This is a genomic window from Chelativorans multitrophicus, assembly GCF_011317445.1.
In the GTDB taxonomy this organism is placed as follows: domain Bacteria; phylum Pseudomonadota; class Alphaproteobacteria; order Rhizobiales; family Rhizobiaceae; genus Chelativorans; species Chelativorans multitrophicus.
This window is the reverse complement of the sequence record NZ_JAAAPL010000006.1, coordinates 41,343-66,473: the sequence shown is the minus strand read 5'-3', so window position 1 is coordinate 66,473 and position 25,131 is coordinate 41,343. Positions and strand designations below refer to the sequence as shown.

At 61.7% G+C, this 25,131-nt stretch carries 30 protein-coding genes and 1 riboswitch; of the genes, 20 read left to right on the top strand and 10 right to left on the bottom strand.

Features of this window, described 5'->3' with window-relative positions:
- Positions 1–3 precede the first annotated feature (3 nt).
- Positions 4–1,131 carry a 3-dehydroquinate synthase gene (gene aroB, locus GNP00_RS20720; RefSeq protein WP_011582378.1) on the top strand — a complete coding sequence of 376 codons (1,128 nt, stop codon included), beginning with the start codon at positions 4–6 and terminating at the stop codon, positions 1,129–1,131.
- On the top strand, positions 1,128–2,417 hold the full coding sequence (locus GNP00_RS20715; RefSeq protein ID WP_011582379.1) for an HlyC/CorC family transporter: 1,290 nt from the start codon (positions 1,128–1,130) through the stop codon (positions 2,415–2,417). Before aroB ends, GNP00_RS20715 begins: the two co-directional genes overlap by 4 nt.
- Positions 2,418–2,426: 9 nt before the next feature.
- On the opposite strand, the gene GNP00_RS20710 is transcribed toward GNP00_RS20715, so the two are convergent.
- On the bottom strand, positions 2,427–2,729 hold the full coding sequence (locus GNP00_RS20710; RefSeq protein WP_011582380.1) for a BolA family protein: 303 nt from the start codon (positions 2,727–2,729) through the stop codon (positions 2,427–2,429).
- A gap of 212 nt (positions 2,730–2,941) precedes the next feature.
- Here GNP00_RS20710 and GNP00_RS20705 point away from each other — a divergent pair, with 212 nt between their 5' ends.
- The 5 genes from GNP00_RS20705 to GNP00_RS20685 all read left to right on the top strand — a co-directional run bounded on the left by GNP00_RS20705 (position 2,942) and on the right by GNP00_RS20685 (position 7,927).
- A complete protein-coding gene (locus GNP00_RS20705; RefSeq protein ID WP_011582381.1) occupies positions 2,942–3,562 on the top strand; it encodes a J domain-containing protein in 621 nt (206 codons plus the stop codon).
- Between the two features lie 76 nt (positions 3,563–3,638).
- Positions 3,639–4,625: a cobaltochelatase subunit CobS gene (gene cobS, locus GNP00_RS20700; RefSeq protein ID WP_041544831.1), complete on the top strand. Its 987-nt coding sequence runs from the start codon at positions 3,639–3,641 to the stop codon at positions 4,623–4,625.
- 28 nt (positions 4,626–4,653) lie between these two features.
- Positions 4,654–5,001: a GFA family protein gene (locus GNP00_RS20695; protein ID WP_011582383.1), complete on the top strand. Its 348-nt coding sequence runs from the start codon at positions 4,654–4,656 to the stop codon at positions 4,999–5,001.
- 21 nt (positions 5,002–5,022) lie between these two features.
- A complete protein-coding gene (cobT, locus tag GNP00_RS20690; protein ID WP_011582384.1) occupies positions 5,023–6,918 on the top strand; it encodes a cobaltochelatase subunit CobT in 1,896 nt (631 codons plus the stop codon).
- Complete coding sequence (locus GNP00_RS20685; protein WP_011582385.1) at positions 6,908–7,927, top strand: esterase-like activity of phytase family protein; 1,020 nt, start codon at positions 6,908–6,910, stop codon at positions 7,925–7,927. The genes cobT and GNP00_RS20685 overlap by 11 nt, the downstream gene beginning before the upstream one ends.
- Before the next feature lie 2 nt (positions 7,928–7,929).
- Here GNP00_RS20685 and GNP00_RS20680 read toward each other — a convergent pair whose 3' ends face one another.
- Together GNP00_RS20680 and rpmB are read right to left on the bottom strand one after the other, a co-directional pair.
- Positions 7,930–8,556 carry a queuosine precursor transporter gene (locus GNP00_RS20680; RefSeq protein WP_011582386.1) on the bottom strand — a complete coding sequence of 209 codons (627 nt, stop codon included), beginning with the start codon at positions 8,554–8,556 and terminating at the stop codon, positions 7,930–7,932.
- Between the two features lie 57 nt (positions 8,557–8,613).
- Positions 8,614–8,910 carry a 50S ribosomal protein L28 gene (gene rpmB, locus GNP00_RS20675; protein WP_011582387.1) on the bottom strand — a complete coding sequence of 99 codons (297 nt, stop codon included), beginning with the start codon at positions 8,908–8,910 and terminating at the stop codon, positions 8,614–8,616.
- A 302-nt stretch (positions 8,911–9,212) separates the two neighbouring features.
- Between rpmB and GNP00_RS20670 the strand changes: the two genes are divergently transcribed.
- The 5 genes from GNP00_RS20670 to yddG all read left to right on the top strand — a co-directional run bounded on the left by GNP00_RS20670 (position 9,213) and on the right by yddG (position 12,585).
- Complete coding sequence (locus GNP00_RS20670) at positions 9,213–9,566, top strand: ArsR/SmtB family transcription factor (RefSeq protein ID WP_011582388.1); 354 nt, start codon at positions 9,213–9,215, stop codon at positions 9,564–9,566.
- Entirely contained in the window at positions 9,563–10,039 is a 477-nt protein-coding gene (locus GNP00_RS20665) for an SRPBCC family protein (RefSeq protein WP_011582389.1), read from the top strand. Before GNP00_RS20670 ends, GNP00_RS20665 begins: the two co-directional genes overlap by 4 nt.
- A complete protein-coding gene (locus tag GNP00_RS20660) occupies positions 10,036–10,680 on the top strand; it encodes a glutathione S-transferase family protein (RefSeq protein WP_011582390.1) in 645 nt (214 codons plus the stop codon). Before GNP00_RS20665 ends, GNP00_RS20660 begins: the two co-directional genes overlap by 4 nt.
- Positions 10,681–10,911: 231 nt before the next feature.
- A complete protein-coding gene (locus GNP00_RS20655) occupies positions 10,912–11,679 on the top strand; it encodes a DUF3108 domain-containing protein (RefSeq protein ID WP_011582391.1) in 768 nt (255 codons plus the stop codon).
- Positions 11,680–11,694: 15 nt separating this feature from the next.
- Positions 11,695–12,585 (top strand): aromatic amino acid exporter YddG, encoded by an 891-nt coding sequence (yddG, locus tag GNP00_RS20650; RefSeq protein ID WP_011582392.1) that lies wholly within the window; start codon positions 11,695–11,697, stop codon positions 12,583–12,585.
- A gap of 2 nt (positions 12,586–12,587) precedes the next feature.
- Here yddG and gloB read toward each other — a convergent pair whose 3' ends face one another.
- Positions 12,588–13,355, bottom strand: a complete 768-nt coding sequence (gloB, locus tag GNP00_RS20645; RefSeq protein ID WP_011582393.1) for a hydroxyacylglutathione hydrolase — start codon at positions 13,353–13,355, stop codon at positions 12,588–12,590.
- A 104-nt stretch (positions 13,356–13,459) separates the two neighbouring features.
- On the opposite strand from gloB, the gene GNP00_RS20640 reads away from it, so the two are divergent.
- On the top strand, positions 13,460–14,218 hold the full coding sequence (locus tag GNP00_RS20640) for a class I SAM-dependent methyltransferase (RefSeq protein WP_166016271.1): 759 nt from the start codon (positions 13,460–13,462) through the stop codon (positions 14,216–14,218).
- A gap of 1 nt (position 14,219) precedes the next feature.
- On the top strand, positions 14,220–15,284 hold the full coding sequence (locus tag GNP00_RS20635) for an NAD(P)H-dependent flavin oxidoreductase (protein ID WP_011582395.1): 1,065 nt from the start codon (positions 14,220–14,222) through the stop codon (positions 15,282–15,284).
- A 21-nt stretch (positions 15,285–15,305) separates the two neighbouring features.
- On the opposite strand, the gene metA is transcribed toward GNP00_RS20635, so the two are convergent.
- Positions 15,306–16,244, bottom strand: coding sequence for a homoserine O-acetyltransferase MetA (gene metA / locus GNP00_RS20630; RefSeq protein ID WP_011582396.1), 939 nt, complete (start codon positions 16,242–16,244; stop codon positions 15,306–15,308).
- Positions 16,245–16,297: 53 nt separating this feature from the next.
- Positions 16,298–16,375, bottom strand: a riboswitch (SAM riboswitch).
- Between the two features lie 78 nt (positions 16,376–16,453).
- Here metA and hisC point away from each other — a divergent pair.
- Both hisC and GNP00_RS20620 read left to right on the top strand, forming a co-directional pair.
- The gene (hisC, locus tag GNP00_RS20625) at positions 16,454–17,554 is read left to right on the top strand and encodes a histidinol-phosphate transaminase (protein WP_011582397.1); all 1,101 of its coding nucleotides are present in this window, start codon (positions 16,454–16,456) and stop codon (positions 17,552–17,554) included.
- A gap of 3 nt (positions 17,555–17,557) precedes the next feature.
- Positions 17,558–18,517 carry a prephenate/arogenate dehydrogenase family protein gene (locus GNP00_RS20620; protein ID WP_011582398.1) on the top strand — a complete coding sequence of 320 codons (960 nt, stop codon included), beginning with the start codon at positions 17,558–17,560 and terminating at the stop codon, positions 18,515–18,517.
- Between the two features lie 75 nt (positions 18,518–18,592).
- Here the strand turns inward: GNP00_RS20620 and GNP00_RS20615 are convergent, their stop codons facing one another.
- Positions 18,593–19,570, bottom strand: coding sequence for a DUF2125 domain-containing protein (locus tag GNP00_RS20615; RefSeq protein ID WP_011582399.1), 978 nt, complete (start codon positions 19,568–19,570; stop codon positions 18,593–18,595).
- Between the two features lie 61 nt (positions 19,571–19,631).
- Here GNP00_RS20615 and GNP00_RS20610 point away from each other — a divergent pair, with 61 nt between their 5' ends.
- Positions 19,632–20,165 carry a gamma-glutamylcyclotransferase gene (locus tag GNP00_RS20610; protein ID WP_011582400.1) on the top strand — a complete coding sequence of 178 codons (534 nt, stop codon included), beginning with the start codon at positions 19,632–19,634 and terminating at the stop codon, positions 20,163–20,165.
- 23 nt (positions 20,166–20,188) lie between these two features.
- Here GNP00_RS20610 and GNP00_RS20605 read toward each other — a convergent pair whose 3' ends face one another.
- From GNP00_RS20605 to ftsE, 4 genes are all read right to left on the bottom strand, one after another.
- Positions 20,189–20,995 carry a lysophospholipid acyltransferase family protein gene (locus GNP00_RS20605; protein WP_011582401.1) on the bottom strand — a complete coding sequence of 269 codons (807 nt, stop codon included), beginning with the start codon at positions 20,993–20,995 and terminating at the stop codon, positions 20,189–20,191.
- Positions 20,996–21,076: 81 nt separating this feature from the next.
- Positions 21,077–21,733, bottom strand: coding sequence for a YdcF family protein (locus GNP00_RS20600; RefSeq protein WP_011582402.1), 657 nt, complete (start codon positions 21,731–21,733; stop codon positions 21,077–21,079).
- Positions 21,734–21,876: 143 nt separating this feature from the next.
- On the bottom strand, positions 21,877–22,806 hold the full coding sequence (locus GNP00_RS20595) for a cell division protein FtsX (RefSeq protein WP_049764951.1): 930 nt from the start codon (positions 22,804–22,806) through the stop codon (positions 21,877–21,879).
- 52 nt (positions 22,807–22,858) lie between these two features.
- Positions 22,859–23,518 carry a cell division ATP-binding protein FtsE gene (ftsE, locus tag GNP00_RS20590; RefSeq protein ID WP_011582404.1) on the bottom strand — a complete coding sequence of 220 codons (660 nt, stop codon included), beginning with the start codon at positions 23,516–23,518 and terminating at the stop codon, positions 22,859–22,861.
- Between the two features lie 194 nt (positions 23,519–23,712).
- Between ftsE and GNP00_RS20585 the strand changes: the two genes are divergently transcribed.
- From GNP00_RS20585 to GNP00_RS20575, 3 genes are all read left to right on the top strand, one after another.
- On the top strand, positions 23,713–24,036 hold the full coding sequence (locus GNP00_RS20585; protein ID WP_157038109.1) for a hypothetical protein: 324 nt from the start codon (positions 23,713–23,715) through the stop codon (positions 24,034–24,036).
- Between the two features lie 123 nt (positions 24,037–24,159).
- Positions 24,160–24,702, top strand: a complete 543-nt coding sequence (gene hpt, locus GNP00_RS20580) for a hypoxanthine phosphoribosyltransferase (protein WP_011582406.1) — start codon at positions 24,160–24,162, stop codon at positions 24,700–24,702.
- Positions 24,703–24,760: 58 nt separating this feature from the next.
- Positions 24,761–25,126 carry a response regulator gene (locus GNP00_RS20575; RefSeq protein WP_011582407.1) on the top strand — a complete coding sequence of 122 codons (366 nt, stop codon included), beginning with the start codon at positions 24,761–24,763 and terminating at the stop codon, positions 25,124–25,126.
- Positions 25,127–25,131 lie beyond the last annotated feature (5 nt).

Below are 25,131 nucleotides of genomic sequence, written 5' to 3'. Positions count from 1 at the left end.
GAAATGAGCCGCACCACCGGCGACGCCGTTACCGTCACCGTGGGGCTCGGAGAGCGCGCCTACGATATTCTCATCGGTCCAGGCCTCACCGCATCTGCTGGAGAAGAGCTTTCCGCGCGCTTGCCCGGCAGCCGGGCCGCGATTGTCACGGATGACAATGTCGCCGCCGCGCATTTGGAAGCGTTTGAAGCCAGTCTTGCGGCTGCCGGCATCGAATGCGTCGCGGTGCGCCTGAGGCCTGGCGAACGCAGCAAAAGCTTCGAATCACTGGAAGAGACGGTCGACGCTATTCTCGCCGCAAAGCTGGAGCGGCGAGATGCGGTCATCGCCTTGGGCGGCGGCGTCGTGGGCGACCTTGCGGGCTTTGCCGCGGGAATTGTCCGCCGCGGAATGAATTTCGTCCAGGTGCCGACGTCGCTCCTGGCGCAAGTCGATTCCTCGGTGGGCGGCAAGACCGGCATCAACACCCCGCGCGGCAAAAACCTCGTGGGCGTGTTCTACCAGCCGAAACTGGTGCTGGCAGACACGAGCGTGCTCGACACGCTGCCTGTGCGCGAGTTCCGCGCCGGCTACGCGGAAGTTGCCAAATACGGGCTCATCGACCGACCCGCTTTCTTTGCCTGGCTGGAAGCGAACTGGCGGGAGATCTTTTCCGGCGGCAGCGCACGCATCGAAGCAATCGCAGAATGCTGCCGCGCCAAGGCCGAGATCGTGGAGAGGGATGAGCGCGAGACGGGCGACCGCGCCCTGCTCAATCTTGGCCACACTTTCGGCCACGCGCTTGAAGCGGCCACCGGGTATGACGGCGGGCGTCTTGTTCACGGTGAAGCCGTCGCGATCGGAATGGTGCTGGCGCACAAATTTTCCACGCGCATGAATCTCGCGAGCGCGGATGATTCCGCCCGTGTGGAGGCGCATCTGAGCGCGGTAGGGCTGCCGACCCGGACCGACCAGATCCCCGGCGGACTGCCGGATGCTGAAACGCTGCTTTCATTCATCGCGCAGGACAAGAAGGTGTCGCGTGGCGCGCTCACCTTCATCCTCACGCATGGCATCGGGCAATCCTTCATCGCCAAGGATGTGCCCGCTTCAGAAGTGCTTGCCTTTCTCAAGGACGTTGTACCGAAATGACCACCGGGCTCCTCGTCACGGGCGTAATCATCTTGTGCCTGATCATCCTTTCCTTTCTCTTTTCCGGAACGGAAACCGGGATGACTGCCGTGTCCCGTGCGCGGCTTCATACGCTGGAACGCGGGGGAGATAGCCGTGCAGCGGTGGTCCAGAAGCTGATTGCACGGCGGGACCGCCTTGTGGGCGCGCTGCTCATTGGCAACAACCTGGTCAACATCCTGGCATCGTCGCTTGCCACCAGCGTTCTCCTCGCCCTGTTCGGCGATGCCGGCGTGATCTACGCGACGATTGGCATGACCGTGATGCTCGTGATCTTTTCGGAAATCCTGCCGAAGTCCTGGGCTCTCGCGCGGCCGGAGCAGTTTGCGTTGTCTGTATCTCCCTTCGCGCGGCTTATCGTCCTCATCTTCGGCCCGCTTTCATCGGCGGCGAACATGATCGTGCGTCTGCTTTTGGCGATCTTCGGCATCAATCTCTCGCGCGACAAACCGCTTCTCTCCGCCCATGAGGAACTGCGCGGCACCGTCGAAGTCCTGCATCGCGAGGGAGGCGTCGTGAAACAGGATCGCGACCGCGTGGGCGGCCTGCTCGACCTGCACGAGCTTGAAGTCTCAGACGTGATGATCCACCGCACGAATATGCGCTCGGTCAATGCCGACGAGCCGCCCGAGGCTGTAGTGAGCGAAATCCTGGGCAGCCCCTATACGCGCATTCCGGTCTGGAAGACGAAAACGGAGAACATTGTCGGCGTGGTCCACACCAAGGACCTCCTGCGCGCGTTGCACGAGGTCGGAAACGACCCGGCCCGCATCGATATCATGAAGGTGGCTAGCAAGCCCTGGTTCGTGCCCGACACAACCTCGCTGCAGGACCAGTTGAACGCCTTTCTCCGGCGCAAGGCGCACATCGCCATCGTGGTGGATGAGTATGGCGAGGTGGAGGGACTCGTCACGCTTGAGGACATCATCGAGGAGATTGTCGGCGATATTTCCGACGAGCACGACGTGGAAATGCAGGGTGTGAAACAGGAAGCGGACGGTTCCATCGTGGTGGACGGCTCCGTTCCCATCCGTGATCTGAACCGCGCGCTCGACTGGAACCTGCCGGACGACGAGGCCACCACCATCGCCGGGCTCGTTATTCACGAGACGCAGACGATACCGGAGGAGAAGCAGGCCTTCACCTTCTTCGGCAAGCGTTTCATCGTAATGAAGCGGGAGAAGAACCGCATCACCCTGCTGCGCATCCGCCCTGCGGTGGAAGAGAAGCCTGCGATCAAGAAATAGGCAGCGCTCTCACCACCGCGTCTTCTCGCCGGGCGCTGCCGGCTCGATGGCCAGCGCGTGCAGGCCACGTTTGAGTTCTTCCGCCAGCACCTCGTTCACGGCGCGGTGCCGTTCGATCCGGGTCTTGCCGGCAAAAGCGGCGGAAACGATGCGCACACGGAAATGCGTCTCACCCGTCCCGTCGAAAACCTCTTCATGGCCGTGCTCGGTGTGGTGATGGCCCGCGTGAAGATGACTTTCGTTGATGACGGCAAGGCGTTCCGGCGAAAACGCCTGCATAAGCTTGTTTTCGATTGCAGTTTGAATGGACAAGAATGCCTCCTGACACCATATAGGGGAAGCTCCCCGTCATGATCGCCATCGTGGCCTAAAGCATTTTCGGCCCAAGTGGAATCACTTGGTCCCTCAAAATGCGCGGCAATGGCCTGAAGGCGGGCTAGGCCCAACGCCGGCGAAATGTCAATTCTTGTTTCGCCGCCGCGAAAGGCCATAATCTCTTCTGATTTGCTGTTTCCAGGACGGGCATGAAACTGAACTCGAAATATTTCGAGAAAATCCGCATCCGCCCCGGGCGCCAGCCGGAGGCGGACACCGCCGCGCCGCGCTGCCAGTGGGATGGCTGCGAGGAGCCCGGCCTGCACCGTGCGCCCGTGGGCCGGCACCGGGAAGGGGAATATTTCCGCTTCTGTTTCGAGCACGTGCGCGAATACAACAAGAATTACAACTACTTCTCCGGCCTGAAGGACAGCGAGATCGCGCGTTTCCAAAAGGAGGCGCTGACGGGCCACCGTCCTACATGGAAAGTGGGCTCGAACGGCACGGGCCAGGCAGCGGCAGATTTCGCCCCCTTCCGCTCCGGCCATGCCGCCTACTATCGCCGCGTGGGCGACCCGTTTAATCTGTTTGGCGGAGCCGAGGGCCGCTCCCGTGCTCCCGTAGAGCGGCGATTGAAGCCACTTGAGGCCAAGGCGCTGGAAACACTGGGCCTCGCGGCAAATGCGACTGGCGCTGATATAAAGGCGCGCTATAAAACGCTGGTAAAGCGCCACCATCCGGATGCGAATGGCGGCGACCGTGGGTCCGAAGCGCGCCTGCGCGATGTCCTTCAGGCCTATCGGCTCCTCAAGCAGGCGGGTTTCTGTTAGCCCGGGTCTCTGCTAAGAGGCCAGCGTAACGATGACAAGCGGCGCGGGCCCTCCCCTCGCGCGCGCTGGAGGTATGATGAACAAGATCGATCGCGATATCGCCAATCTGCCCGACACCACGGTTTCCGTGCAGGAGACCTTCGGCTTCGAAGCCGATATGGTCGTGCCTGCCTATGCCGAGTCGGACCCGCATGTCCCCGATATCGATCCGGACTACCTGTTTGACAAGCAGACGACGCTCGCGATCCTGGCCGGTTTCGCCTACAACCGCCGCGTGATGATTTCGGGCTATCACGGCACGGGCAAATCCACCCATATCGAGCAGGTGGCGGCGCGCCTCAACTGGCCCTGTGTGCGCATCAATCTCGACAGCCATGTGAGCCGTATCGACCTCGTCGGCAAGGACGCGATCGTGGTCAAGGAAGGCAAGCAGATCACCGAATTCCGCGACGGGATTCTTCCCTGGGCCTATCAGCACAACGTTGCGCTCGTCTTCGACGAATACGACGCCGGCCGCCCGGATGTAATGTTCGTAATCCAGCGCGTGCTGGAGTCTTCCGGCCGGCTGACGCTACTCGACCAGAGCCGCGTCATCAGGCCGCACCCTGCCTTCCGTCTCTTCGCCACCGCCAACACGGTGGGCTTGGGCGACACGACGGGCCTTTACCACGGCACCCAGCAGATCAACCAGGCGCAGATGGACCGCTGGTCGATCGTCACCACGCTCAACTACCTGCCGCATGACGAGGAAGTCGCCATCGTTCAGGCGAAGGCCAAGCATTATCAGAACGAGAAGGGCAGGGAGATCGTGGGCCGCATGGTGCGCGTGGCCGACATGACACGTTCGGCCTTTATGAACGGCGATCTGTCGACCGTAATGAGCCCGCGCACGGTGATCATGTGGGCCGAGAATGCGGAAATCTTCGGTGATGTCGGCTTCGCCTTCCGCCTCACATTCCTCAACAAGTGCGACGAATTGGAACGCGCCATGGTGGCCGAGTTCTACCAGCGCGCTTTCGGCGAGGAATTGCCGGAATCGGCGGCGAACGTGGTTTTGAGCTAGCGGGTAGTCACCGGGTTGGGAGAAATGGATGCATTACGAAGGTAGCTGCCATTGCGGCGAGGTGCGGTTCAACGTCGATGTCGATCTTTCGCGCCCGATCACCTGCAACTGCTCATACTGCCAGCGCCGCGGCAGCATCTTGGCGTTCACGCCGGAGGAAAACTTCGAGTTGGAGCAGGGCGAGGACAAGCTGACCGAATACCGCTTCAACACCAGGCAGATTGCGCATTCCTTCTGCTCGGTCTGCGGCATGCAGTCCTTCGCCCGCGCAGCCGCGCCCGACGGCACGAAGATGGTGGCGGTCAATGTCCGCTGCCTTGAGGGTGTCGATATTGAAAGCCTGAAGCCCACCCAGGTTGATGGCCGCTCACGCTAGGAGCGGCTTGGAAGGTCATTCGTGAGCCAGACAAACCGCAAGCCAGGACAGCCCGCCGAAAACCCGCTTGATCCGTTCAAGCGCGCGCTCACCGGCTGCGTGCGGGCAATTGCTGGCGATCATGAGGTCGAGGTTGTCTTCTCCAAGGACAAGCCGGCACTGGCGGGAACGCGGGTCCGGCTGCCGGATTTGCCCAAGAAGACGACGGCCGAAGCATTGAGCGTGACCCGCGGCTTGGGTGACTCCATGGCGCTTCGCCATGCTTGTCACGACGCGCGCCTGCATAGTCGGCTGGCGCCGCATGGCACCCAGGCCCGCGCCATCTTCGATGCCGTCGAGCAGGCGCGGGTGGAAGCGATCGGCGCCCGCTCCATGCAGGGTGTGTCTGACAACCTGGCCGCCATGCTGGAGGACAAATACGCCCGCGCGAACCTTTCCGAGGTGCGCGACCGCGCGGAGGCTCCGCTGGAGGAAGCGCTTGCCCTGATGGTTCGCGAGAAGCTGACCGGGCGACCGGCGCCGAAGAGCGGCGAACGGCTCGTCGCTCTTTGGCGCGATTGGATCGAGGAAAAAACCGGCGCCGACTTGGACACGCTGCTTCCGCGCATCAACGACCAGGACGCGTTCGCCCGCGCCGTCCGCGAGCTGTTGGGCGCCATGGAAATGGGCGAGGACCTCGCCGAGGATCAGCAGAACGAGGAGAGCGAAGAGGATAACGACCAGCCCCAGGGCGAGGACGCTTCTGAGGAAGGCGGCGAGGACCAGTCGGAGGGCGAACGAAGCCAGGCCGAGGAGGCGGACGCTTCGAGCGACGAAAACGAAGCCGGCGAGAGCGAAGCCGCCGCCACCACGGCCGAGGATGCCACCGACCAGGAAGACATCGACGCCGAAACACCTGGCGAGGCCCGTCGGCCCGAAAGTCCTTTCGACCAGGCCGCGCATGCGATCGATTACCGCGTCTTCACCACTGAATTTGACGAAATGATCGGTGCGGAGGAACTTTGCGACGAGCAGGAGCTCGACCGGCTGCGGGCCTTCCTCGACAAGCAACTCGCCAATCTGCAGGGTGTCGTTGGGAGGCTGGCAAACCGCCTGCAGCGCCGCTTGATGGCCCAGCAGAACCGCTCCTGGGAGTTCGACCTGGAAGAGGGCGTGCTGGATACGGCGCGTCTGCCGCGCCTGATCATCGATCCCATGCAGCCGCTTTCCTTCAAACAGGAGCATGACACGAATTTCCGCGACACGGTGGTCACGCTGCTCATCGACAATTCGGGTTCGATGCGCGGGCGGCCCATCTCCGTTGCCGCGACCTGCGCCGACATCTTGGCGCGGACATTGGAGCGTTGCGGCGTCCGCGTTGAGATCCTGGGCTTTACCACGCGCGCCTGGAAGGGCGGGCAGGCTCGTGAAAAATGGCTCAAGGAGGGCAAGCCCGCCGGTCCCGGGCGGCTCAACGATTTGCGCCACATCATATACAAATCCGCCGATACTCCGTGGCGGCGCGCAAGGCGCAATCTGGGTCTCATGATGCGCGAGGGCCTGCTCAAGGAGAATATCGATGGCGAGGCGCTGCTCTGGGCGCATCACCGCCTCATCGGCAGGCCCGAGCAGCGAAAGATCCTGATGATGATCTCGGACGGAGCGCCGGTCGATGACTCGACGCTATCCGTAAATCCCGGAAACTATCTGGAACGTCATCTGCGCGGCATTATCGACCTGATCGAGACGCGCTCGCCCGTTGAACTGCTTGCAATCGGTATCGGCCACGACGTGACCCGCTACTATCGTCGTGCAGTAACGATTGTCGACGCGGAAGAGCTGGCTGGCGCGATGACGGAGCAGCTTGCCTCCCTGTTCGAGGAAGAGGGCTTCCGCCGCGGCAGCCGGTCCGTGGGGCAGATGCGCCGTGCGGGCTGACGAGGCGCGGGCGGGCGTTTTCGGCCTCGCCCTTCTCAGTGCAAGCCTCATTTCCCTTCCCACGGCCACGGCGCATGATGCGGTTCCGCAGGCTCTTGCCATCTCCACCCGGCCCATTACCGAGTTCCGCATCGGCTCGGAGCAGACCCGTTTCGGCCAGCTCGAATTTGTCGGCGGGCTTGAAATGGTATCACGCGACCGCGGCTTCGGCGCCCTCTCCTCCTTCCGTTTCCTATCCCCAGGCGGCCAGTTCATTGGGGTGACTGACACGGGCTTCTGGTTCTTCGGCAGCGTCGTTCATGACGAGAAAGGCCGCCCGAGCGCCATAGAAAACTTCACCATGAGCCCGATACTGGATGCCGATGGAAAGTCGGGCGAAAAATGGACGACCGATGCTGAATCCATTGCCGTGCGCGGGGAAACCGTCGTCGTAGGATTCGAGAGGGACCATCGCCTCTCGGAATTCCGGCTGGTGTCGGGACATATGGGCGCGCCGATCGCCAATCTGGATTTCCTCGTGCCTCGCCACGAGCTGCGCATCAATGGCGGCTTGGAGACGGTGGCTTTCGCGCCGGAAGAAAGCGCCCTCCTCGGCGCCCTTGTGACCGTGGCCGAGCGCAGCATCGACACGCAGGGAAATGTTTTCGCCGCGATCCTCGATGGACCGCGCAAAGGGGTCTTCACCGTCGCCCGCCGGGACGAGTTCGATATCACGGACGGCGCCTTTCTGCCCGATGGCGATCTACTGCTGCTTGAGCGCCGTTTCTCGATGTTGGACGGTGTGGCGATGCGGCTGCGCCGGATTGAGGCGGAAACCATCCGCGAAGGCGGCGTGGCAGACGGCCCGGTACTCCTCCAGGCCGATATGAGTTACCAGATCGACAATATGGAAGCGCTCGATATATGGCAGCGCCCGGACGGCGCGACCATGGTCTCGTTGATGTCGGACGACAACCACTCCATCCTCCAGCGCAACCTCTATCTGGAGTTCAGGTTGCTGGAAGAGTGAAGCTACCGCGCGGGCTCCGCTGGCCGGAGCATCGTCAGCATCGCGCCGTAGGGCACAAGCATGGCAAAGCCGATCAAAAGCTTTAGGCAGAGATCACCCAATGCCAGGGAAACCCAAAGCGGCACTTCCACGCCAAGGCCGAACAAAGGCACGGGAAAGGCGAGCGAGCCGTCTTGAAGGCCAAGGGCGGTATCCAGGAAGGAGAACGCAGCGGCAAAAGCGAGAGAGAAGAACAAGAGGGTGTCCAGCGAAGAGCCGACGAGTGTAGAGATCAGCGGCGCCCGCCACCAGGCGCTTCGCCGCAGCCGGTCAAAGATTGCAACATCGAGGAGCTGCGCGGCCAGGAATGCCGAACCCGAGGCAAGCGCAATGCGCGGGCTGGCAAGCAATACGGAGAGCACCATGGCCAGCACGAAGCCCACGATCACCACCCGGCGTGCCGCCGCCGGCCCGAAGCGCCGGTTGGTTAGATCATTGACAAGGAAGGCGATGGGATAAGTAAAAGCGCCCCAGGTGAGGATCTCGCCGAGCCCGAAATGTGCGAAGGGAAACTGGACGAGGAAATTCGACGCGGCCACCACGATTGCCATGGCGGCCACGAACGGCCAGACTGCGAGGACACGGTTCATTTTTTTATCCTGGGTGATGGAACCAGTGGGCGGGCAAGCCCGCCTAAGGGAAACCGATCAGGCCTCGGTCTGCTCGGTGAGCTTCTTGGCGACCTGCTTCTTGAGAAGCCGGGCACGCTGCGAAAGCTCGTTGGACTTGGCCTTCAGGAGAAAGGCGTCAAGCCCGCCGCGATGCTCCACGGAGCGGAGCGCATTGGCTGAAACGCGCAAGCGGTAGCTCTGGCCGAGCGCCTCGGACATCAGCGTTACGTCGCAGAGATTGGGGAGGAAGCGACGCCGGGTCTTGTTGTTGGCGTGGCTCACATTGTTGCCGCTCATCACGGCCTTGCCGGTCAGTTCGCAAGCGCGGGACATTGGTTTTATCCTTTATCTTTCGGGCCATGACCAACTACCGCACCAAAACTGCGGCGCGCGGGTCCTTAAGCGGCCTCGTGGAAGTAGCGGGTTCCATAAAGGCAAAACCGTCTATGGTCAAGCTTTGCCCGCGCCGGGTAGTGCCTGGCGCGCAAAGCGCGGCCCATGAGCCGTAGGCGGCCTTTATACCGCTTGCCATGCGCCTCTTCTCTCCCGGTTGGCGATGTACGACTGCATTCCTCTTGACGAAAGTTTTCGACGGCTGTATTTAGCAACTATGCTAATTAGAGAGATTGCTAAATATGCAGCATGCGGATGATCCTCTCAGCGTGACCTTGTCGGCGCTGGCCGATCCCACTCGGCGCGCGATCCTGGCGCGGCTCAGCCAGGGCGCGGCGACCGTCAACGAACTCGCCGAGCCGTTCGACATCTCGTTGCCGTCGGTCTCGCGGCATCTGAAGGTGCTGGAGGGCGCCGGCCTGATCTCGCGCGGACGCCAGGCCCAATGGCGGCCATGCAAGCTGGAGGCAGCACCTCTGAAAGAGGTCGACGACTGGCTCGGAAAGTACCGGAAGTTCTGGGAAGGAAGCTTCGACCGGATGGATGCGTATCTGAGCGAGATCACCAAGGCAGAGGCGAAGGGGAAGAAGCAATGAGCGAGATCCGCGACGACGAACTGCTGATCGAACGGGAATTCGACGCGCCGGCAGCCCTTGTCTTCCGCCTGTGGGAAGACCGGGATCATATGCTGCGTTGGTGGGGCCCGGAGAAGTTCACGACCATCGAGCTCGATTGGGAATTGACGCCCGGAAGGCCATGGCGTGGGGCGATGACGTCGAAACAGTTCGGGCTGTCCAGATTCGGCGGCACGATCCGCGAGGTGGAGAAGGACAGACGCATCGTCTTCACCTTCCAGTGGGACGAGGAAGCGGGGCGGGACTGCGACACGGTAGTGACCGTGACCCTCGCGGAGAAGGACGGGAAGACAATCCAGACCTTCCATCAGACGCCGTTCTCGACCGTGGCAATCCGCGACAGCCACATCGGCGGGTGGAACTCCCTGTTCAACAAGCAGCAGGTCTATGTCGAGAACATCGCCCTGGCAGAGCAGAAAGGATTGCGCACATGATTACGCTGACGACCTATGAATGGGTTCCGGATTTCGCCGCGCCGCTGATGCGGGCGTTCCGCGTTCGCTGGGCGCTGGAGGAGGCGGACCTTCCCTACCGGGTACGCACGGTTACGCTGGGCGCGGAACAGAGATCGCCCGAGCATCTGGCGCGCCAGCCTTTTGGACAGGCGCCTGCAATCGAGGAAGATGGGCTGGTGCTGTTCGAGAGCGGAGCGATCGCGCTCCACATAGCGGAGCAGAGCGAGATGCTGCTGCCGACCGAGCCCGCCGGGCGCGCGCGGGCGATCGCCTGGCTCTTCGCGGCGCTGAACTCGGTGGAGATCGCGGTCCAGGAACTCGCCGTCATCGACCTGTTTCATGCCGAGGAGGCTTGGACTAGCGAGCGGCGACCTCAGGTCGAGGCTTTCGTGCGCGACCGGCTGGCGATGCTGGAGAAGGCGCTCGGCGGGAAGGACTATCTTGAAGGGCGCTTCACGGTGGGCGACCTGATGATGGCGGATGTTCTGCGAATCCTGCAGCACACAGACCTGCTGGAGGCGTACCCGGCGCTGAAGGCCTATAAGGAGCGCTGCGAAGCGCGGCCGGCCTTCCAGCGGGCTATGAAGGCGCAGATGGAAGGCTTCGGGATGGCGGCTTAGGCCGCCCCCAAAAGAGGGGAGAAACGCCCGGGCCTGATGATGCACCCCGCGTATCATTAGCAGCCCCTTCGGGTGCCTCCGGGAAGGTTTCGCTCCTCACCCGCTCGAAAGCAAGACCGGGACACGACCCTTCGCGAGGCGGGCGCGGACGTCCACATATCCGCCAAATTGCCGTTTTTCTATCGGGGAAAGGGGCGCATTGCGGCGGGATGGCCGCTTTGGAGACCGAAGATGACTTTCTTGCGTGCACGCGCGGTCGTCGCCGCCTTGATGCTCGCCGCCGTGACGACGCCGCTTTCCGCCGCGTTGCAATCCTACCGGGTGCAGTACGACGCCTCGCTTTTCGGTTTGCCCGTGGGGCGCGCCACATTCGAAAGCCGTTTCGAAGGCAATGATTTCGCGGTCGCCGGCAGATTCGCCAGCGCCGGCATCGCGCGCATCTTCGAGCGCACCGACGGCACGGTGAAAGTGAATGGCCGCCTTGGAAAAGAGGCCGCGCGCCCGAGCCTCTACGAGCTGGAATACACCGAAGGCAGCAAGCGCCAGATCACGACGATACGCTTCAGTGGCAGCAAGGTGGTCGAGACCAGGAACGATCCGCCGCTGAAGAAGCGCGGAGACGACTGGGTCCCGCTTGCCCGCAAACACCTCTCCGGTGTGGCCGACCCCTTATCCGCCCTGCTGTTGCCCGTTTCGGGCGGCGCGGCGGCGGTCTGCAACCGCACGATCCGCCTCTATGACGGTGAGATCCGCGCCAATATCGTTCTTCAGCCCGCGAGCGAGCGGGAACGTTTTCGCAGGGCCGAGGTCACCTGCCAGGCGCGATTCGTGCCGGTCTCGGGCTACCGGAAGAACCATTCCTCCATCACTTATCTGCGCGATCGCTCGCGTATTTTGGTGGGGTTCACGCCGGTCGCGCGACGGGATCTCTATTCGCCTGTCGAAGCCACCATTGCCACCAAGATCGGAACAGTGCACATCAGGGCGCGTGCGATGTGACTTCGGAGAGAAAGGATGGCGCGTGCCACATTGATTGGCTTTTCGGCAGTTGCCATGTGGGCGCTGCTGGCGCTTATGACAGCGGCGTCAGGCCAGGTGCCGCCCCTCCAGCTTTCCGCAATGACTTTCGCCATCGGAACGGCCGTCGGGCTTACCGCTCAGGCTGCTTCCCCGGCCTTCCGCAAAAGCGAGAAAGTGCCGCCGATGGTGTGGCTCATCGGAATCGGCGGGCTCTTCGGCTACCACTTCCTCTACTTCACGGCGCTTCGCAACGCGCCGGCCGTGGAGGCGAGCTTGATCGCCTATCTGTGGCCGCTGCTGATCGTGCTCGGCTCCGCGCTGATGCCCGGCGAGCGGCTCGGCTGGCATCATATCGCCGGCGCGTGCCTCGGCCTCCTCGGCACATTTCTCATCATCACCAAGGGCGGCGGCTTCACCTTCGAGAGCCGTTATCTTCTGGGCTATGCGGCGGCTGGAGCCTGCGCGCTCTTCTGGTCCGGCTATTCGCTGCTTTCGCGACGGTACCAGGCGGTACCGACCAGCATCGTGACCTGGTTTTGCGCGGCCACCGCGCTCCTTTCGGCCATCTGCCACCTCGCTCTGGAACAAACGGTCTGGCCCGCAAACGCAGGCGAATGGCTGGCTGTTCTCGGCCTGGGCCTTCTCCCCGTTGGGGCGGCCTTCTATGCGTGGGATTACGGCGTAAAGCACGGCAACATCCAGGTCCTGGGTGCCTCCAGCTATGCCGCTCCGCTTCTTTCCACGCTTATCCTGATCGCAGCCGGCCGGGCTGAACCGACTGCCACCACTCTTGCCGCATGTCTTCTCATCACGGGCGGCGCAGCGCTTGCCGCGAAGAATATGATCCTCCGCCGCAAGCAGGCGACCGCGGGCAACGCGGCCTGAGGCTAGAACACGTCCTTCCTTTTGCGGATTTCGGCAAAGACCTCGACATCCGCAGCGTTCTTCATGCCGAGATTGTTCCGAAGAACCGGGTCATGGCAACGCAGGAAGGGATTCGTGGCCATTTCTTCGCCGAGCGTGGTGGGCAGCGTGGGTCTGCCTTCGCGCCTCAGTGCCTCGATCTTCTTCGCCCTCTCCTTGAGTGCGGAATTGGTCGGGTCGACCGAAAGCGCGAAACGGGCGTTGGACTCCGTATATTCGTGGCCGCAATAGATGACGGTCTCGAGCGGCAGTTCGACCAGTTTCTTGAGCGACTCGTACATGACCGGTGGCTTGCATTCGAAGAGCCGGCCGCACCCCAGCGCAAACAGCGTGTCTGCGGTGAACGCAATGCCGGCCTTGGCAAAATAAAAGGTGATATGACCTGCCGTATGCCCGGGCGTTTCGATCACCCGCGCTTCCTGGTTGCCGACGCGCACCACGTCGCCCTCGTTAACCTGCCGGTCAATGCCGGGAATCTTGCTCGCCTCCTTTGCGGGGCCAATAATGGTAAGGCCGAAACGCTCCTTGAGCGCCAGATTGGCTTCCACGTGATCGGCATGATGATGCGTGATGAGAAGCAGCGAGGGCGTCCACCCGGTACGCTTGATCGCCTCCAGAATAGCCTGCTCCTCCGGTGCATCCACCAGGGCCGTGATACCGGTTTCGGAATCGCGGGCGAGAATCCCGAAATTATCGCTGCGGCACATGAACTGTTCGATTTCGAGCGTCATCGTCGCCTCCTTTGTTCCCGTGAGACATAAAGTTTAGGCCAACCTTTGTCACCCGCCGAAAGACTTTCTTGAAGCAATCGCCGGGGATGCTTACCCTCTTTCCCATGAACACCGATATCGTCGACCTCAGGGCATTCTACGCAAGCCTGCTCGGCAAGCTTGCGGAACGGTCCATTGCGATGGCGCTGGCTTCGCTCTGGTGCAAGCTGCCGGACGAGCGCCTGGTTGGTCTCGGCTATGCCATTCCGTGGCTCGATCGCTTCGGCGCTGATGCCGAGCGCGTGTTCGCCTTCATGCCGGCGCGCCAGGGGGCGCTCCGCTGGCCGCCAGGGCGGGCCTCCGCGACCGCGCTTGTCTTCGAGGAAGAATTGCCGCTCGCGGACGCCGCGGTGGACCGTGTCCTTGTTGTCCACGCGCTGGAACACGCGGAAAATCCGCGGCAGATGCTGATCGAGCTCTGGCGCGTTCTGGCGCCAGGCGGGCGCATTGTCATTGTGGTGCCGAACCGGCGCGGTGTCTGGGCGCGCTTCGAGCATACGCCGTTCGGAACGGGGCTCCCCTACTCGCGCTCGCAACTTGTGGAGCTACTGCGTGAAGCGAACTTCACCCCTGGTGCCTGGGCCGACACGCTGCATTTTCCGCCCGCGCGGCGGCGCTGGCTGATGCGGCTCCACCAGGTGCTGGAGCGAACCGGCAGGCGCTTCTGGCCTCTTTTCGCCGGTGTGCTTGTGGTGGAAGCTGAGAAGCGGCTTTACCACGGCATTCCCGCAAAGGCCCGCCGCAAGCGTCGCGTTCTGGTTCCCGTGCTCAGCCCGCAGGGCGCAACCCGTGCGGTCGCCCATATGGACAAGAAGGAGGGGTAGCATGTGGCGTGACCGACGGATTCTCGACCTTTTTCATATCGAGGTGCCGGTGCTGCTGGCCCCTATGGCCGGCTCCGGCGGCTCGGAACTCGCAATAGCCGTTGCTGAAGCGGGCGGGCTGGGGTCGCTTCCCTGCGCGATGCTATCGCCGGAGCAGATCCGAACCGAACTCGGCATCATCCGGCAGCGGGTGAGCAAGCCCATAAACCTCAATTTTTTCTGCCATAAGCCGCCTCATCGCGACCCAATGCGGGAGGCTGGCTGGCGTAAGCGGCTTGAACCCTATTATGCCGAATTCAAGCTTGATCCCACTCCCGCAGCGGCGAATGCCGGCCGCAATCCCTTTGACGAGGAAAGCTGTAAAATCGTCGAGGAATTTCGGCCGGAGATCGTCAGCTTCCATTTCGGCCTGCCGCAAGAGCCGCTGCTTGAGCGCGTGCGCAACACCGGCGCCAGAATAATCGCCTCCGCCACGACAGTTGCGGAAGCGCGATGGCTGGATGAGCGCGGCTGCCATGCCATTATTGCTCAAGGCGCCGAAGCGGGGGGACATCGGGGCATATTCCTGGAGGACGATATCAACACGCAGCCCGGCACAATGGCGCTCGTGCCTCAGGTGGTGGATGCCGTTTCGGTACCGGTCATCGCCGCGGGCGGCATCGCGGACGGCCGCGGCATTGCCGCCGCCTTCATGCTGGGTGCATCAGCCGTTCAAATCGGCACAGCCTATCTTCAAACCCCGGAAGCCTTGAGCGGCCCTCTCCACCGCCAGGCATTGGCTGAAGCACGGGAAGACCGCACCGTGCTGACAAACGTCTTCACCGGCCGCCCCGCGCGCGGATTGATCAACCGGATCGTCCGCGAGGTGGGGCCGATCAGCGCCGAAGCGCCAGCCTTCCCCCTTGCCTTGGCTGCCGTCGGACCGCTCCGCAAAGCTGCAGAAGAAGCAGGAACAGGCGACTTCTCGCCACTGTGGGCCGGCCAGGCCGCGCCACTTGCAAGGGCAATGCCCGCAGGCGAACTCACGCTGAAGCTCGCAAAAGATGCAGCGGCGCTTCTAGGGTGATGAGGCTATCCTGGTTGCCCGTCAGGAAAGGGCATGCTCCAAGTTCCTGCCGATCTTGTCCAGATCGTAAGGCGTGGTCTGATACACCTGGTTGATCCAGTTGCCGAAGAGCAGATGTGCGTGTGAGCGCCAGCGATTGAGCGGCGGCCGCGTCGGATCATTGCCCGGGTAATATTCATGTGGCACCTCGATCGGCACACCGGCGGCCACGTCCCGGTCATACTCCTCCTTGAGCGATGTGGAATCATACTCGATGTGATTGAACATATAGAGCCGGTTCCCGGCGGCTTCCGCGAGCAGGCATGGGCCGGTTTCGTCCGAATCCATGAGCATTTCCAAGCCGGAATTAGCGGGAATATCGGCAGTGCGCACCTCCGTCCAGCGCGAGACTGGAAGCGCCAAATCGTCCGAGAACCCGGCGAGATAGGGAGAGGCGGGAGCATTGTTGCGGTGCCGGAACACCCCAAACGCCTTTTTATCCAACGTATGCTTCGGAATGCCGTGGAAATGCCAGGCCGCGGCCATCGCGCCCCAGCAGATGAAAAACGAGGAGTGGACGTGGGAAGTGGTCCAATCGAGAATGCGCGTCATTTCGTTCCAATAGGTGACGTCCTCGTAAGGCAAAAGCTCGATGGGAGCACCCGTCACGATAAAGCCGTCGAACTTGCGCGGCGCCACCTCTTCCCAGGTTTCGTAGAAGGTGATGAGGTGATCTTCCGGCGTGTTCTTGGCTTTGTGGTTGCCGATGCGCACCAGCGTCAGTTCCACCTGGAGCGGGCTGGCCCCGATCAGGCGGGCGAACTGCGTCTCGGTGCGGATCTTGTTCGGCATGAGATTCAAGAGCCCGATCTGCAGCGGACGAATGTCCTGACGCAGCGCCGTCTTTTCATCCATGACGGAGACGCCCTCGCGCACAAGCACCTCGCGGGCAGGCAGCTGATCGGGAATCTTGATCGGCATCGTGAAACTCCAAACAAAAAAGACCGGCGGCGAAATCGCGGCCGGTCCCAACGGACTTGGTATCCACGGCCTTTTAGCGACTTCTTTTACGTGGCTGCAAGCCGACCGGCCAAATCACCACGGGTTCGCCTGCTATTTAGGCTCGCCAACCCTTTGCGTCAATGGAATTGATAGGCTAAAGCAGGCGGCCTCGAACCACGGATCATTCGATGACTGCGCTCGATCACCCACAGCCCAGGCCCGGTATCAAGAACATTGCGGCCTATGTGCCCGGCCGCGAAAGCGCTCCCGGCGTGGAGAAGATTTGGAAGCTCTCGTCCAACGAGACGCCGCTCGGCCCCTCCCCCGCGGCTCTGGAAGCAGTGCGGGAGGCGAGCCAGCATCTGGAGATCTACCCCGACGGCTCTGCTTCGAAGCTGCGCGACGCGATCGCCAAGGCGCATGGGCTCAACCCGGCTAACATCCTCTGTTCCAATGGCTCGGACGAACTTCTCGCCTTGCTGGCGCAGACCTATCTCATGCCTGGTGACGAGGGCATCTACACTGAGCATGGTTTTCTCGTCTATCGCATCCAGATCCTCGCGGCGGGGGCCACGCCTGTTGTCGCCAGAGAGAAGGATGAGCGCGCCGACGTCGATGCAATCCTGGCTGCGGTTACCGAGCGCACGAAAATCGTTTTCCTCGCAAACCCGAACAATCCGACCGGTACATATCTGCCGATGGAAGAGGTGAAGCGCCTGCGCTCCGGACTGCCGCGCAAGGTGCTGCTCGTTCTGGATGCTGCCTACGCCGAATATGTGCGCCGCAATGACTATGAGGCTGGGGTCGAGCTTGTCTCGTCCAATGACAATGTGGTCATGACCCGCACTTTCTCGAAGATCCACGGCCTTGCCGGTCTTCGCATTGGTTGGATGTACGCGCCGATCCATGTGGTGGATGCGGTGAATCGCGTGCGCGGACCCTTCAACGTCAACGCCATTGCCATCGAAGCCGGCACGGCTGCAACGCATGACAAGGCGCATGTGGAGCGGGCCGTGGAACATAACGAGACCTGGCGCACATGGCTGGCGCAGGAGTTGGAGAAACTCGGGCTTCGAGTGACGCCCAGCGTTGCGAATTTCTTGCTCATCCACTTTCCGGAAAATGGCAGCAAGACCGCCGAAGAGGCGGACGCCTTCCTGACGGCCCGCGGCTATATTTTGCGGCGCGTCACCGGCTACGGCTTTCCCCACGCGCTTCGCCTCACGGTCGGCACCGAAGAAGCCAATCGCGGCGTGATTGCCGCATTGGCCGAGTTCTTGGAAAGGTAAATCGTGGCCGATCCCCTCTTTAATAAGATCGCGCTCATCGGCATCGGCCTTATAGGTTCCTCGATCGCGCGCGTGATCCGCCGGGAAGGCCTGGCTAAAACGATTGCGATCGCCACAAGGCGCGCGGAAACATTGGCCAGGGCCCGCGATCTCGGTCTCGGCGACGAATATTTCGCCAAAGCCGCCGACGCGGTGGCAGACGCTGATCTGGTGATCGTGTCGGTGCCTGTGGGCGCATCGGGCAGTGTTGCGCGGGAGATTGCCGGCGCGCTGAAGCCGGGCGCAATCGTCACCGATGTAGGCTCGACCAAGCAGTCGGTCATCGAGCAGATGAAACCGGCCCTGCCCGACTTTGTGCATTTCATCCCCGGTCATCCGATTGCGGGGACGGAGCATTCCGGGCCGGATGCGGGATTTGCAGAGCTGTTCGAGGGCCGCTGGTGCATTCTTACCCCGTTTGCGGATACGGACGAGAACGCGCTGTCCCGCCTGACGCAATTTTGGGAGCGCTGTGGCTCCAAGGTCGACGTCATGGACGCGCAGCACCACGACCTGGTGCTCGCCATCGTTTCGCACCTTCCTCACATCATCGCCTACAACATCGTAGGCACGGCGGATGACCTGGAGACGGTGACGAAGTCGGAAGTCATCAAGTATTCAGCCTCGGGTTTCCGCGATTTTACGCGCCTTGCGGCTTCCGATCCGACCATGTGGCGCGATGTATGCCTGCACAACAAGGATGCGATCCTGGAGATGCTGGCCCGGTTCTCCGAGGACCTCTCCGCATTGCAAAGGGCGGTCCGCTGGGGCGACGGCGACAAGCTTTTCGATCTTTTTACCCGCACCCGCACCATCAGGCGCTCGATTATTGAAGCGGGCCAGGAAGTGGACGCACCGGATTTCGGTCGTCAGGTGGTCGCACATCCGCCCAGCGCACCGGCTCGCGGAAAGCGCGATTCCTAGTTCCAATAGTTTACAGCGTCCATTGTGCGTCTGAGGACGCACGGCGCATTAATCATAGTTCCTGAACGCAGGTTCTCACTCGACAGGGGGAATCTGGCCGAGCGGTATAAAGCCAAGGAAGGCCCTGCCCCGCACGACACGGATCTGAAGCGGCGTATTGCCGAGCCCCTTGAGCATGCCGGCCGCCGCCATGATCTGTTCCCGCTCGTCAGGAAAATTGCGCGCCATGATATCCGCAACCGCGGCGGGATCATCGATCCTGACGGCAAGCTCGGCGTCGACCAATCCGTCATTGCCGACTGAAACGGGGCCTGATGCGGAGAATCCAGCCGCTTGCCCCACGACGCCAACAACCATTTCCTCAATAGTAGCCGACTTCCCGCGCAGGCTCTGAAGGCGGCTTTCGGCCAGGGAGACGCCATCTTTCACCAGCAGGAGAGCCCGCCCTTCCAGCGGTGGCAGGCTGGGCGCGATTTCCGCGCCAGCGGCGAGGTTCCTGAAGCTTACGGCCGCCTCGAGGTCCATCTGCCTTTGCCGCGCATGAAATTGGATGTCACCCAGGCTCAGGAGCGGCTTTTGATTCTCATCCTCCGCGATTTCCACATCTACGCCTTCGAAGGAAAGCCTTTCAGGCAAAGGACGGGACAAGCGCAGGCTGCCCAGAAGTGACTTCCATCGCGCCTCAAGAGGCACCGTGAAGGGAAGGATGATCTTCGCCGGCCCATCCAGCTCGCTCAGAACCCGGAACGGCTGGTAAACATTGGCGGTGGAATGCAGCCGACCTGCCCGGATGGAAACGCCGTCTCCGACATTCTCGTAAAAGACGCTCTTACAGTGCAAACCAATGCGGAATGGAAAGCCGGCCGCCTCGGGCTCCTCGCAAAATGCGCGCACGCCGCCCCCATTGAGGCCGGCGAGCGTCGCCGCCACGCGAGTTTCCAGCGCGCCTGCCGCATAGAACCAGCTTGCCGTATAGGCGGTGCAGACAACGACAACCGCGGCGGCAAGCCACCCGATGCGCCGGCCGAAACGTGAGCTCGTGCTTGACGCCATGGCGTTGCTCCCGTTACCCGAATCAGCATTCTCCCTACCGAAGCAGGGCAAAGATTGCGAAATGGACGATTTTTGGGTCTTTGGCTACGGCTCTTTGATGTGGCGGCCAGGTTTTGCTCATGTAGAGACGCGAAAGGCCCGTCTATTCGGCTATCGCCGTGCATTGTGCGTCCATTCCCATGTGCATCGGGGCACGCCGGACCGGCCAGGCCTCGTGCTTGGGCTTGACCGCGGCGGCTCCTGCCTCGGGCTCGCTTTCCTCGTCCCCGGCGAACTCGCCGGCGAAGTCATCGCTTATCTGCGGGAACGGGAGCTGGTGACGAATGTCTATCTTGAGCGCCGCCTGCCCGTCCGGTTGGAGAGCGGGGCGACCGTGAACGCTCTGGCCTACGTGGTCGATCGCTCTCACCCGCAATATGCGGGGAGAATGGAGCCGTCGGAGGCGGCCCGGAGAGTCTCGGGCGCGGTCGGCCAATCGGGCCGCAACGAGGAATATGTGATCAATACCGTCGAGCACCTACGGGCGCTTGGACTGCGCGATCACTGGCTGGAAGCTGTGGCAGCCGGGATTGCCGAGCCAGCAAAAGGCCTATAGCGACTGGATGCCTTCCGTAAATTTCACGTTTGCTCCTTTGAAGCCGAAGCCTCTCTATTCAGCTGCTCGATACGCGCAACAGCGGTCGGCGGGAGTGGTGGGGAGCCAGGGCTACGCGCCGCGTCCAGGAGCAGCTCATCGCAAGCTGCCTCGGTTTCCCCGATCAGGCGCCGCAGGAATTCCTCCCGTGGGAGCCCCGGCTCGATGGGAGGCAAAAATCGGGCGCGGATCACGCCGGGATAACGCATGAATTTCCGTCGCGGCCAATAAAGGCCAGCAACATGTGCAACCGGCACGACGGGCACTTGGAGCTGAGTGTAGAGCTCGACGATGCCGTATTTGTAAGCAGGCTCCGCGCCCGGCGGCCTGCGCGTTCCCTCAGGATAGATGATGAGCTGCCGGTTTTCCCGCATTCGCTCGCGGCCAATCTTCACCGCCTGTTTCAGAGCCTTCGAGCGGCTCCCGCGATCGATAGGGATCATGCGCATCTTTGCCACATACCAGCCGAAAAGCGGGATCCACATGAGTTCCCGCTTCAGGATGTAAACTGCGTCGGGGATCCAGGGCAGAAAGGCGATCGTGTCCCAGAATGACTGGTGCTTCGGAGCAATAATGCACGAGCCTTCGGGAAGATTTTCGAGGCCGGAGATTTCCGCCCTTGCGCCCGCACACACCTTATGGAGCCACAAACAGGAGGCTGCCCAGAATTTCGGCACGAACCAGGCACTTTTCCGCGGCAACAGGAAATAGATCGGAGCCCAGAGAAGCATCTGGATCACGGTATTCAGATACAGGGCAATGTTGAAAAACAGCGAGCGGAGGAAGAGCATGCGGGAACCCGATCGAAAGGCGCGAGGCGCCACCATCAGCTGTTGGTTACCGCAAGCGGGCCCGATGTAAAGAGCGGAAGTTTATTTGTGCGCGACGGTGGTGCTTGGAGGCGCTGAAAGCGTTTCGCCTTTTTCTGCGGGAAACAGGCCTCGGGCAAGGGCCGCGATATATTTGGTGTACTCGATCAGAAGAACCCTCAGCGCGTCGGGATTGCTGATCCAGGCGCCATCGTCAAGCGGTGTGTTGACTACAGGATAGGGCTGCAGATCCGCGTTTGGCAGGATGCGGCGCATTTCCAGAAGGCTGCGCGGCATGTGGTAATTATTGGTGACGACGATGATGCTGCCATAGGTATTCGCGCTCACCCATTTTGCGCTTTCCTGGGCATTGCCAACCGTATTGAGTGCAGCCCGGTCGATATCCACACAACAGTTGAAAAGCGCCCGGTCGCCGCCCGTGGCAAGCCTCAGATCGTCCACGCGCGCAACGGGATTGACGCCGCTGATGAGCAGCCGTTTGGCCTTTCCGGCTTTGAGCAGGTCCATGCCGGTATCAATGCGCGATTGGCCTCCCGTAAGCACCACGATCCCGTCGGCCGGATTGAGTTCCGCCGGCGCACGCAGGCGCACAACATGATCTGCAAAGATTCCGAAGCCGGCGACATAAAGGACAAAAAACAGGAAAATAGTCGCGGCCGCGCTCCGCACTCCCACCCACATACGACGCGGGCGGCGCAAGCCACTCTCCACCGACGTACTCGCAATTCCCGTCATTGCCTTACAATTAACCGGCAATTGCGGCGACGGCGAGTCGCGGCGAACTGTTCGCGAGCACAATGCGTTAACCGAAGTTTCGAGCCGTGAAAATTGATGCTTTGAGGTCATGTCTCAATATGCCGGAGATAGCTGATGACCGTAATATGCGAAGTAGCGGCGGTAAGAGCTGCAATCAAAATCACCACGAGGCCGACGCCTAGATAGCCTGACATGCCGATTGAAAAATTTCCGAATAGCGCTGCCGCCTGATCGCCTTCCGGAGTGGCTACATTGTGCGAGGACCACCAGGAGAACACAACGAAAACGATAACGGCCGCCAGGCCGCCGGCGGCGGCCCCGCGCATCCCGGCGAGCAGGAAATGCCGGCGAAACTCGCGGGCGATGAAATTTGCTTCCGCGCCCACGAAATGCAGCACCTCAATCACATGGCCGTTGCCGGCCATGGCACCGCGGGTGGCAAAAATCACGGTTAGCGCGGTGGCCGAAAGCATAAGCGCCAGAACGCCGATGCCGATGGTGACGGTTGTTGTCGCCATTGCCACCAGCCGATCAACCCAGGTGCGATGGTCATCGAGCACGGCGCTGGGTACGGCTTGCTGCAACTCCGCCCGCATCGCCGCGAAATCCGGCCGCTCGGCTGGATCGATCGTGACGATGATGAGTCGCGGCACCGGCAACTCTTCGATATCGAGACCTGGCCCAAGCCACGGTTCGAGCAGCCGGGCCGTGGCCTGGCGATCGACGATGGTCGCGCTTTGCACGCCGCGATAGCGGGTGACGATGCGCTGCGCATCCGCCAGAGCGGCCTCCATATCCAGCCCCTCGGCGGGCTTGATCTGGACGGTTGCTTCGCGGGCGATCTGCGTCTGCCAGGTGGCCGCCGTGTCACGCACGAGCGTGACCGCGCCGAGCGTCAAGCAGGAAAGAAACGTCATGATGGCAATGACGAGCACCATCGCGCGCCCGGCAATGTTATCGGCCGGAACGATCGGGTTCTGCCTGCGCGCCTTCCGCGCCGTGCCCTGCTGCTTCATGGCGCCGACCCACTCCACAAGGCGGATGACCTGGTCCCTGGCGGCGATCGATCTAATCATAGATCTCCAGCCTTCCGCCAGAAAGGATCATTCGCCGCGCATCCACCTGTTCCATGAGCCCTATGTCATGGGTGGCGATAACCACTGCCGTGCCCAGGCGGTTTAGCTCGATCAGAAGGCGCAGCAGACGGCGCGCAAGCTGCGGGTCCACATTTCCTGTCGGCTCGTCGGCAAGCAGAATCTGCGGCTGCTCGATGAGCGCGCGCGCAATTGCCGCGCGCTGCTTTTCACCCCCCGAAAGCACCGGCGGGAACACATGCATGCGATCGCCCAGCCCGACCCATTTCAGCAGTTCGATCACGTCGCTGCGGTAGCTCGCCTCCTCGCGTCCGCGCACGCGCAGCGGAAGGGCTACGTTCTCATATGTGTTGAGGTGGTCCAGAAGGCGGAAGTCCTGAAAGACGACACCGATGCGGCGGCGAATGAGCGGCAGTTCCTCGCGCGTGATCCGCGAGCGATCCTTGCCGAAGATGGTGATGAGCCCGCGGGTAGGCTTCAGCGACATGAAAAGAAGCCGCAGCAACGTGGTTTTCCCCGTGCCTGAAGGGCCGCTCAGGAACTGGAAGGAGCGTTCCTGCAAAAAGAACGAGACGTCGCGGAGCACCTCCGGGCCCATCCCATATCTCAAGCCCACATTCTCGAAGCGAATCACGTGTACAGACCTGCGCGTTCAAAGCGGATGAGCAGCCGCTGTTTGCGTATAGCGGCCCGAGACGCGGACCTCACCTTTGGCGGTTATGGTTAATGCCTGATTAACATTCGCGTGAAAACAGCCAAATCGCGGAAACATTAACCATTCTTCGCTACATGCGACGGATTGTCTGTGAAAAAGCGGTTCGGTCTCTAATGGAATATAGACGAGTGTGCTCCACGCCGGGCGAGTTGCTGACCACTCCGGCATTGCCACGGACAAGCCGAAGCCGCCACTACGACGACATCCTGGAAGCGGAATATGAAACTCTGCTTCCCGAGCACTATTTCCGTGCCCCTCACCCGATTTTTGCAACGGTGGCGGGGCAACAGCCTGCCGGCATTTACATTTTGCGCCGGGGCGGAACGGGCCTGCGCTTTCGCTCGCAGGCTGCCCGCTTCGCCTCAACGCTGGTCACCGCGGCCGGCGCGTCCTGCGCGACCGGCCTGCGCACGCTACGCAAGAAACTCCTCGGATAAAGCCGCATCCAGCCGCGCGCGGCGATTTCAATAATTTACAGCTTCCCTTATGCGCCCTAAAGGACGCAGGGCGCCGTAAAGTTTGTGCGTTATTGTTGGTGAAGTTCAAGGAGCAGTCCTGCAATGCCTGTCGTCCGTGGCAAGGAAATCGAAGTTCTCTATTCCGCGTCCACCATAGCGCGACGCAATCTTGAGCTCGCCAAGGAGATTGCCGCTCGCGACTACACCGACCTGCTTGTGATTTCGGTTCTGAAGGGCTCCTTCATTTTCGCTGCCGATCTCATTCGCGCCATGCATGACGCCGGGATTTCCCCGGAGGTCGAATTCATCATGATATCGAGCTATGGCGCAGGCACCACAAGCGGCGGGATCAAGGTGCTGCGTGACATCGACAACGATGTGAGCGGACGCGACATCCTGTTGATCGACGATATTCTGGAGTCCGGCAAAACCTTGCAATACACGCGTGACCTGATGCTTTCACGGGGCGCGAAATCCGTTTCCATTGCCGTGCTTCTCGACAAGCATTCGCGCAGGCAGGCGAGCCTTGAGGCTGATTTCGTCGGCTTTGAATGTCCCGACTACTTCGTTGTGGGCTACGGAATGGACGTTGCGCATGCTTTTCGCGAGCTGCCCTTTGTCGGCATTGTGAAGGGCGAGGCCTGATCGCGCGAATTTGCCTCGCGTTCAGCGAACGTCAAGAATTGGCGGCCAAAATCACGCAATGGCAAAACTTCTGATCGTCGACGACGACCATTCGGTCCGAACCTTTACCGCACGCGCACTAGCAGCCGCCGGCCACATGGTGGAGATGGCGGAGGACGGCATTGATGCGCTTCAAAAACTGGAGAACGCAGAGGGCGCCTTCGACCTCGTGCTGTCGGATATACGGATGCCCGCCATGGACGGCATCGAGATGGCGCGCACGGCGGCGCGAACCTTCCCCGGCCTACGGCTTCTGCTGATGACCGGCTATGCCGAGCAGCGCGAGCGCGCCGCCGAGATGGACGGCACGGTACTCGGCGTGGTGAACAAACCCTTCACGCTTGCCGAGATCCGCGACCGGGTCGGCAAAGCGCTGGCAGCTTGACCATT

Coding starts and splice junctions, on each gene's coding strand:
- aroB (WP_011582378.1), top strand. CDS start 4: ATGAGCCGCACCACCGGCGACGCCGTTACCGTCACCGTGGGGCTCGGA.
- GNP00_RS20715 (WP_011582379.1), top strand. CDS start 1,128: ATGACCACCGGGCTCCTCGTCACGGGCGTAATCATCTTGTGCCTGATC.
- GNP00_RS20705 (WP_011582381.1), top strand. CDS start 2,942: ATGAAACTGAACTCGAAATATTTCGAGAAAATCCGCATCCGCCCCGGG.
- cobS (WP_041544831.1), top strand. CDS start 3,639: ATGAACAAGATCGATCGCGATATCGCCAATCTGCCCGACACCACGGTT.
- GNP00_RS20695 (WP_011582383.1), top strand. CDS start 4,654: ATGCATTACGAAGGTAGCTGCCATTGCGGCGAGGTGCGGTTCAACGTC.
- GNP00_RS20680 (WP_011582386.1), bottom strand. CDS start 8,556: ATGAACCGTGTCCTCGCAGTCTGGCCGTTCGTGGCCGCCATGGCAATC.
- rpmB (WP_011582387.1), bottom strand. CDS start 8,910: ATGTCCCGCGCTTGCGAACTGACCGGCAAGGCCGTGATGAGCGGCAAC.
- GNP00_RS20670 (WP_011582388.1), top strand. CDS start 9,213: ATGCAGCATGCGGATGATCCTCTCAGCGTGACCTTGTCGGCGCTGGCC.
- GNP00_RS20665 (WP_011582389.1), top strand. CDS start 9,563: ATGAGCGAGATCCGCGACGACGAACTGCTGATCGAACGGGAATTCGAC.
- GNP00_RS20660 (WP_011582390.1), top strand. CDS start 10,036: ATGATTACGCTGACGACCTATGAATGGGTTCCGGATTTCGCCGCGCCG.
- GNP00_RS20655 (WP_011582391.1), top strand. CDS start 10,912: ATGACTTTCTTGCGTGCACGCGCGGTCGTCGCCGCCTTGATGCTCGCC.
- yddG (WP_011582392.1), top strand. CDS start 11,695: ATGGCGCGTGCCACATTGATTGGCTTTTCGGCAGTTGCCATGTGGGCG.
- gloB (WP_011582393.1), bottom strand. CDS start 13,355: ATGACGCTCGAAATCGAACAGTTCATGTGCCGCAGCGATAATTTCGGG.
- GNP00_RS20640 (WP_166016271.1), top strand. CDS start 13,460: ATGAACACCGATATCGTCGACCTCAGGGCATTCTACGCAAGCCTGCTC.
- GNP00_RS20635 (WP_011582395.1), top strand. CDS start 14,220: ATGTGGCGTGACCGACGGATTCTCGACCTTTTTCATATCGAGGTGCCG.
- metA (WP_011582396.1), bottom strand. CDS start 16,244: ATGCCGATCAAGATTCCCGATCAGCTGCCTGCCCGCGAGGTGCTTGTG.
- hisC (WP_011582397.1), top strand. CDS start 16,454: ATGACTGCGCTCGATCACCCACAGCCCAGGCCCGGTATCAAGAACATT.
- GNP00_RS20615 (WP_011582399.1), bottom strand. CDS start 19,570: ATGGCGTCAAGCACGAGCTCACGTTTCGGCCGGCGCATCGGGTGGCTT.
- GNP00_RS20610 (WP_011582400.1), top strand. CDS start 19,632: ATGGACGATTTTTGGGTCTTTGGCTACGGCTCTTTGATGTGGCGGCCA.
- GNP00_RS20605 (WP_011582401.1), bottom strand. CDS start 20,995: ATGCTCTTCCTCCGCTCGCTGTTTTTCAACATTGCCCTGTATCTGAAT.
- GNP00_RS20595 (WP_049764951.1), bottom strand. CDS start 22,806: ATGAAGCAGCAGGGCACGGCGCGGAAGGCGCGCAGGCAGAACCCGATC.
- GNP00_RS20585 (WP_157038109.1), top strand. CDS start 23,713: ATGGAATATAGACGAGTGTGCTCCACGCCGGGCGAGTTGCTGACCACT.
- hpt (WP_011582406.1), top strand. CDS start 24,160: ATGCCTGTCGTCCGTGGCAAGGAAATCGAAGTTCTCTATTCCGCGTCC.
- GNP00_RS20575 (WP_011582407.1), top strand. CDS start 24,761: ATGGCAAAACTTCTGATCGTCGACGACGACCATTCGGTCCGAACCTTT.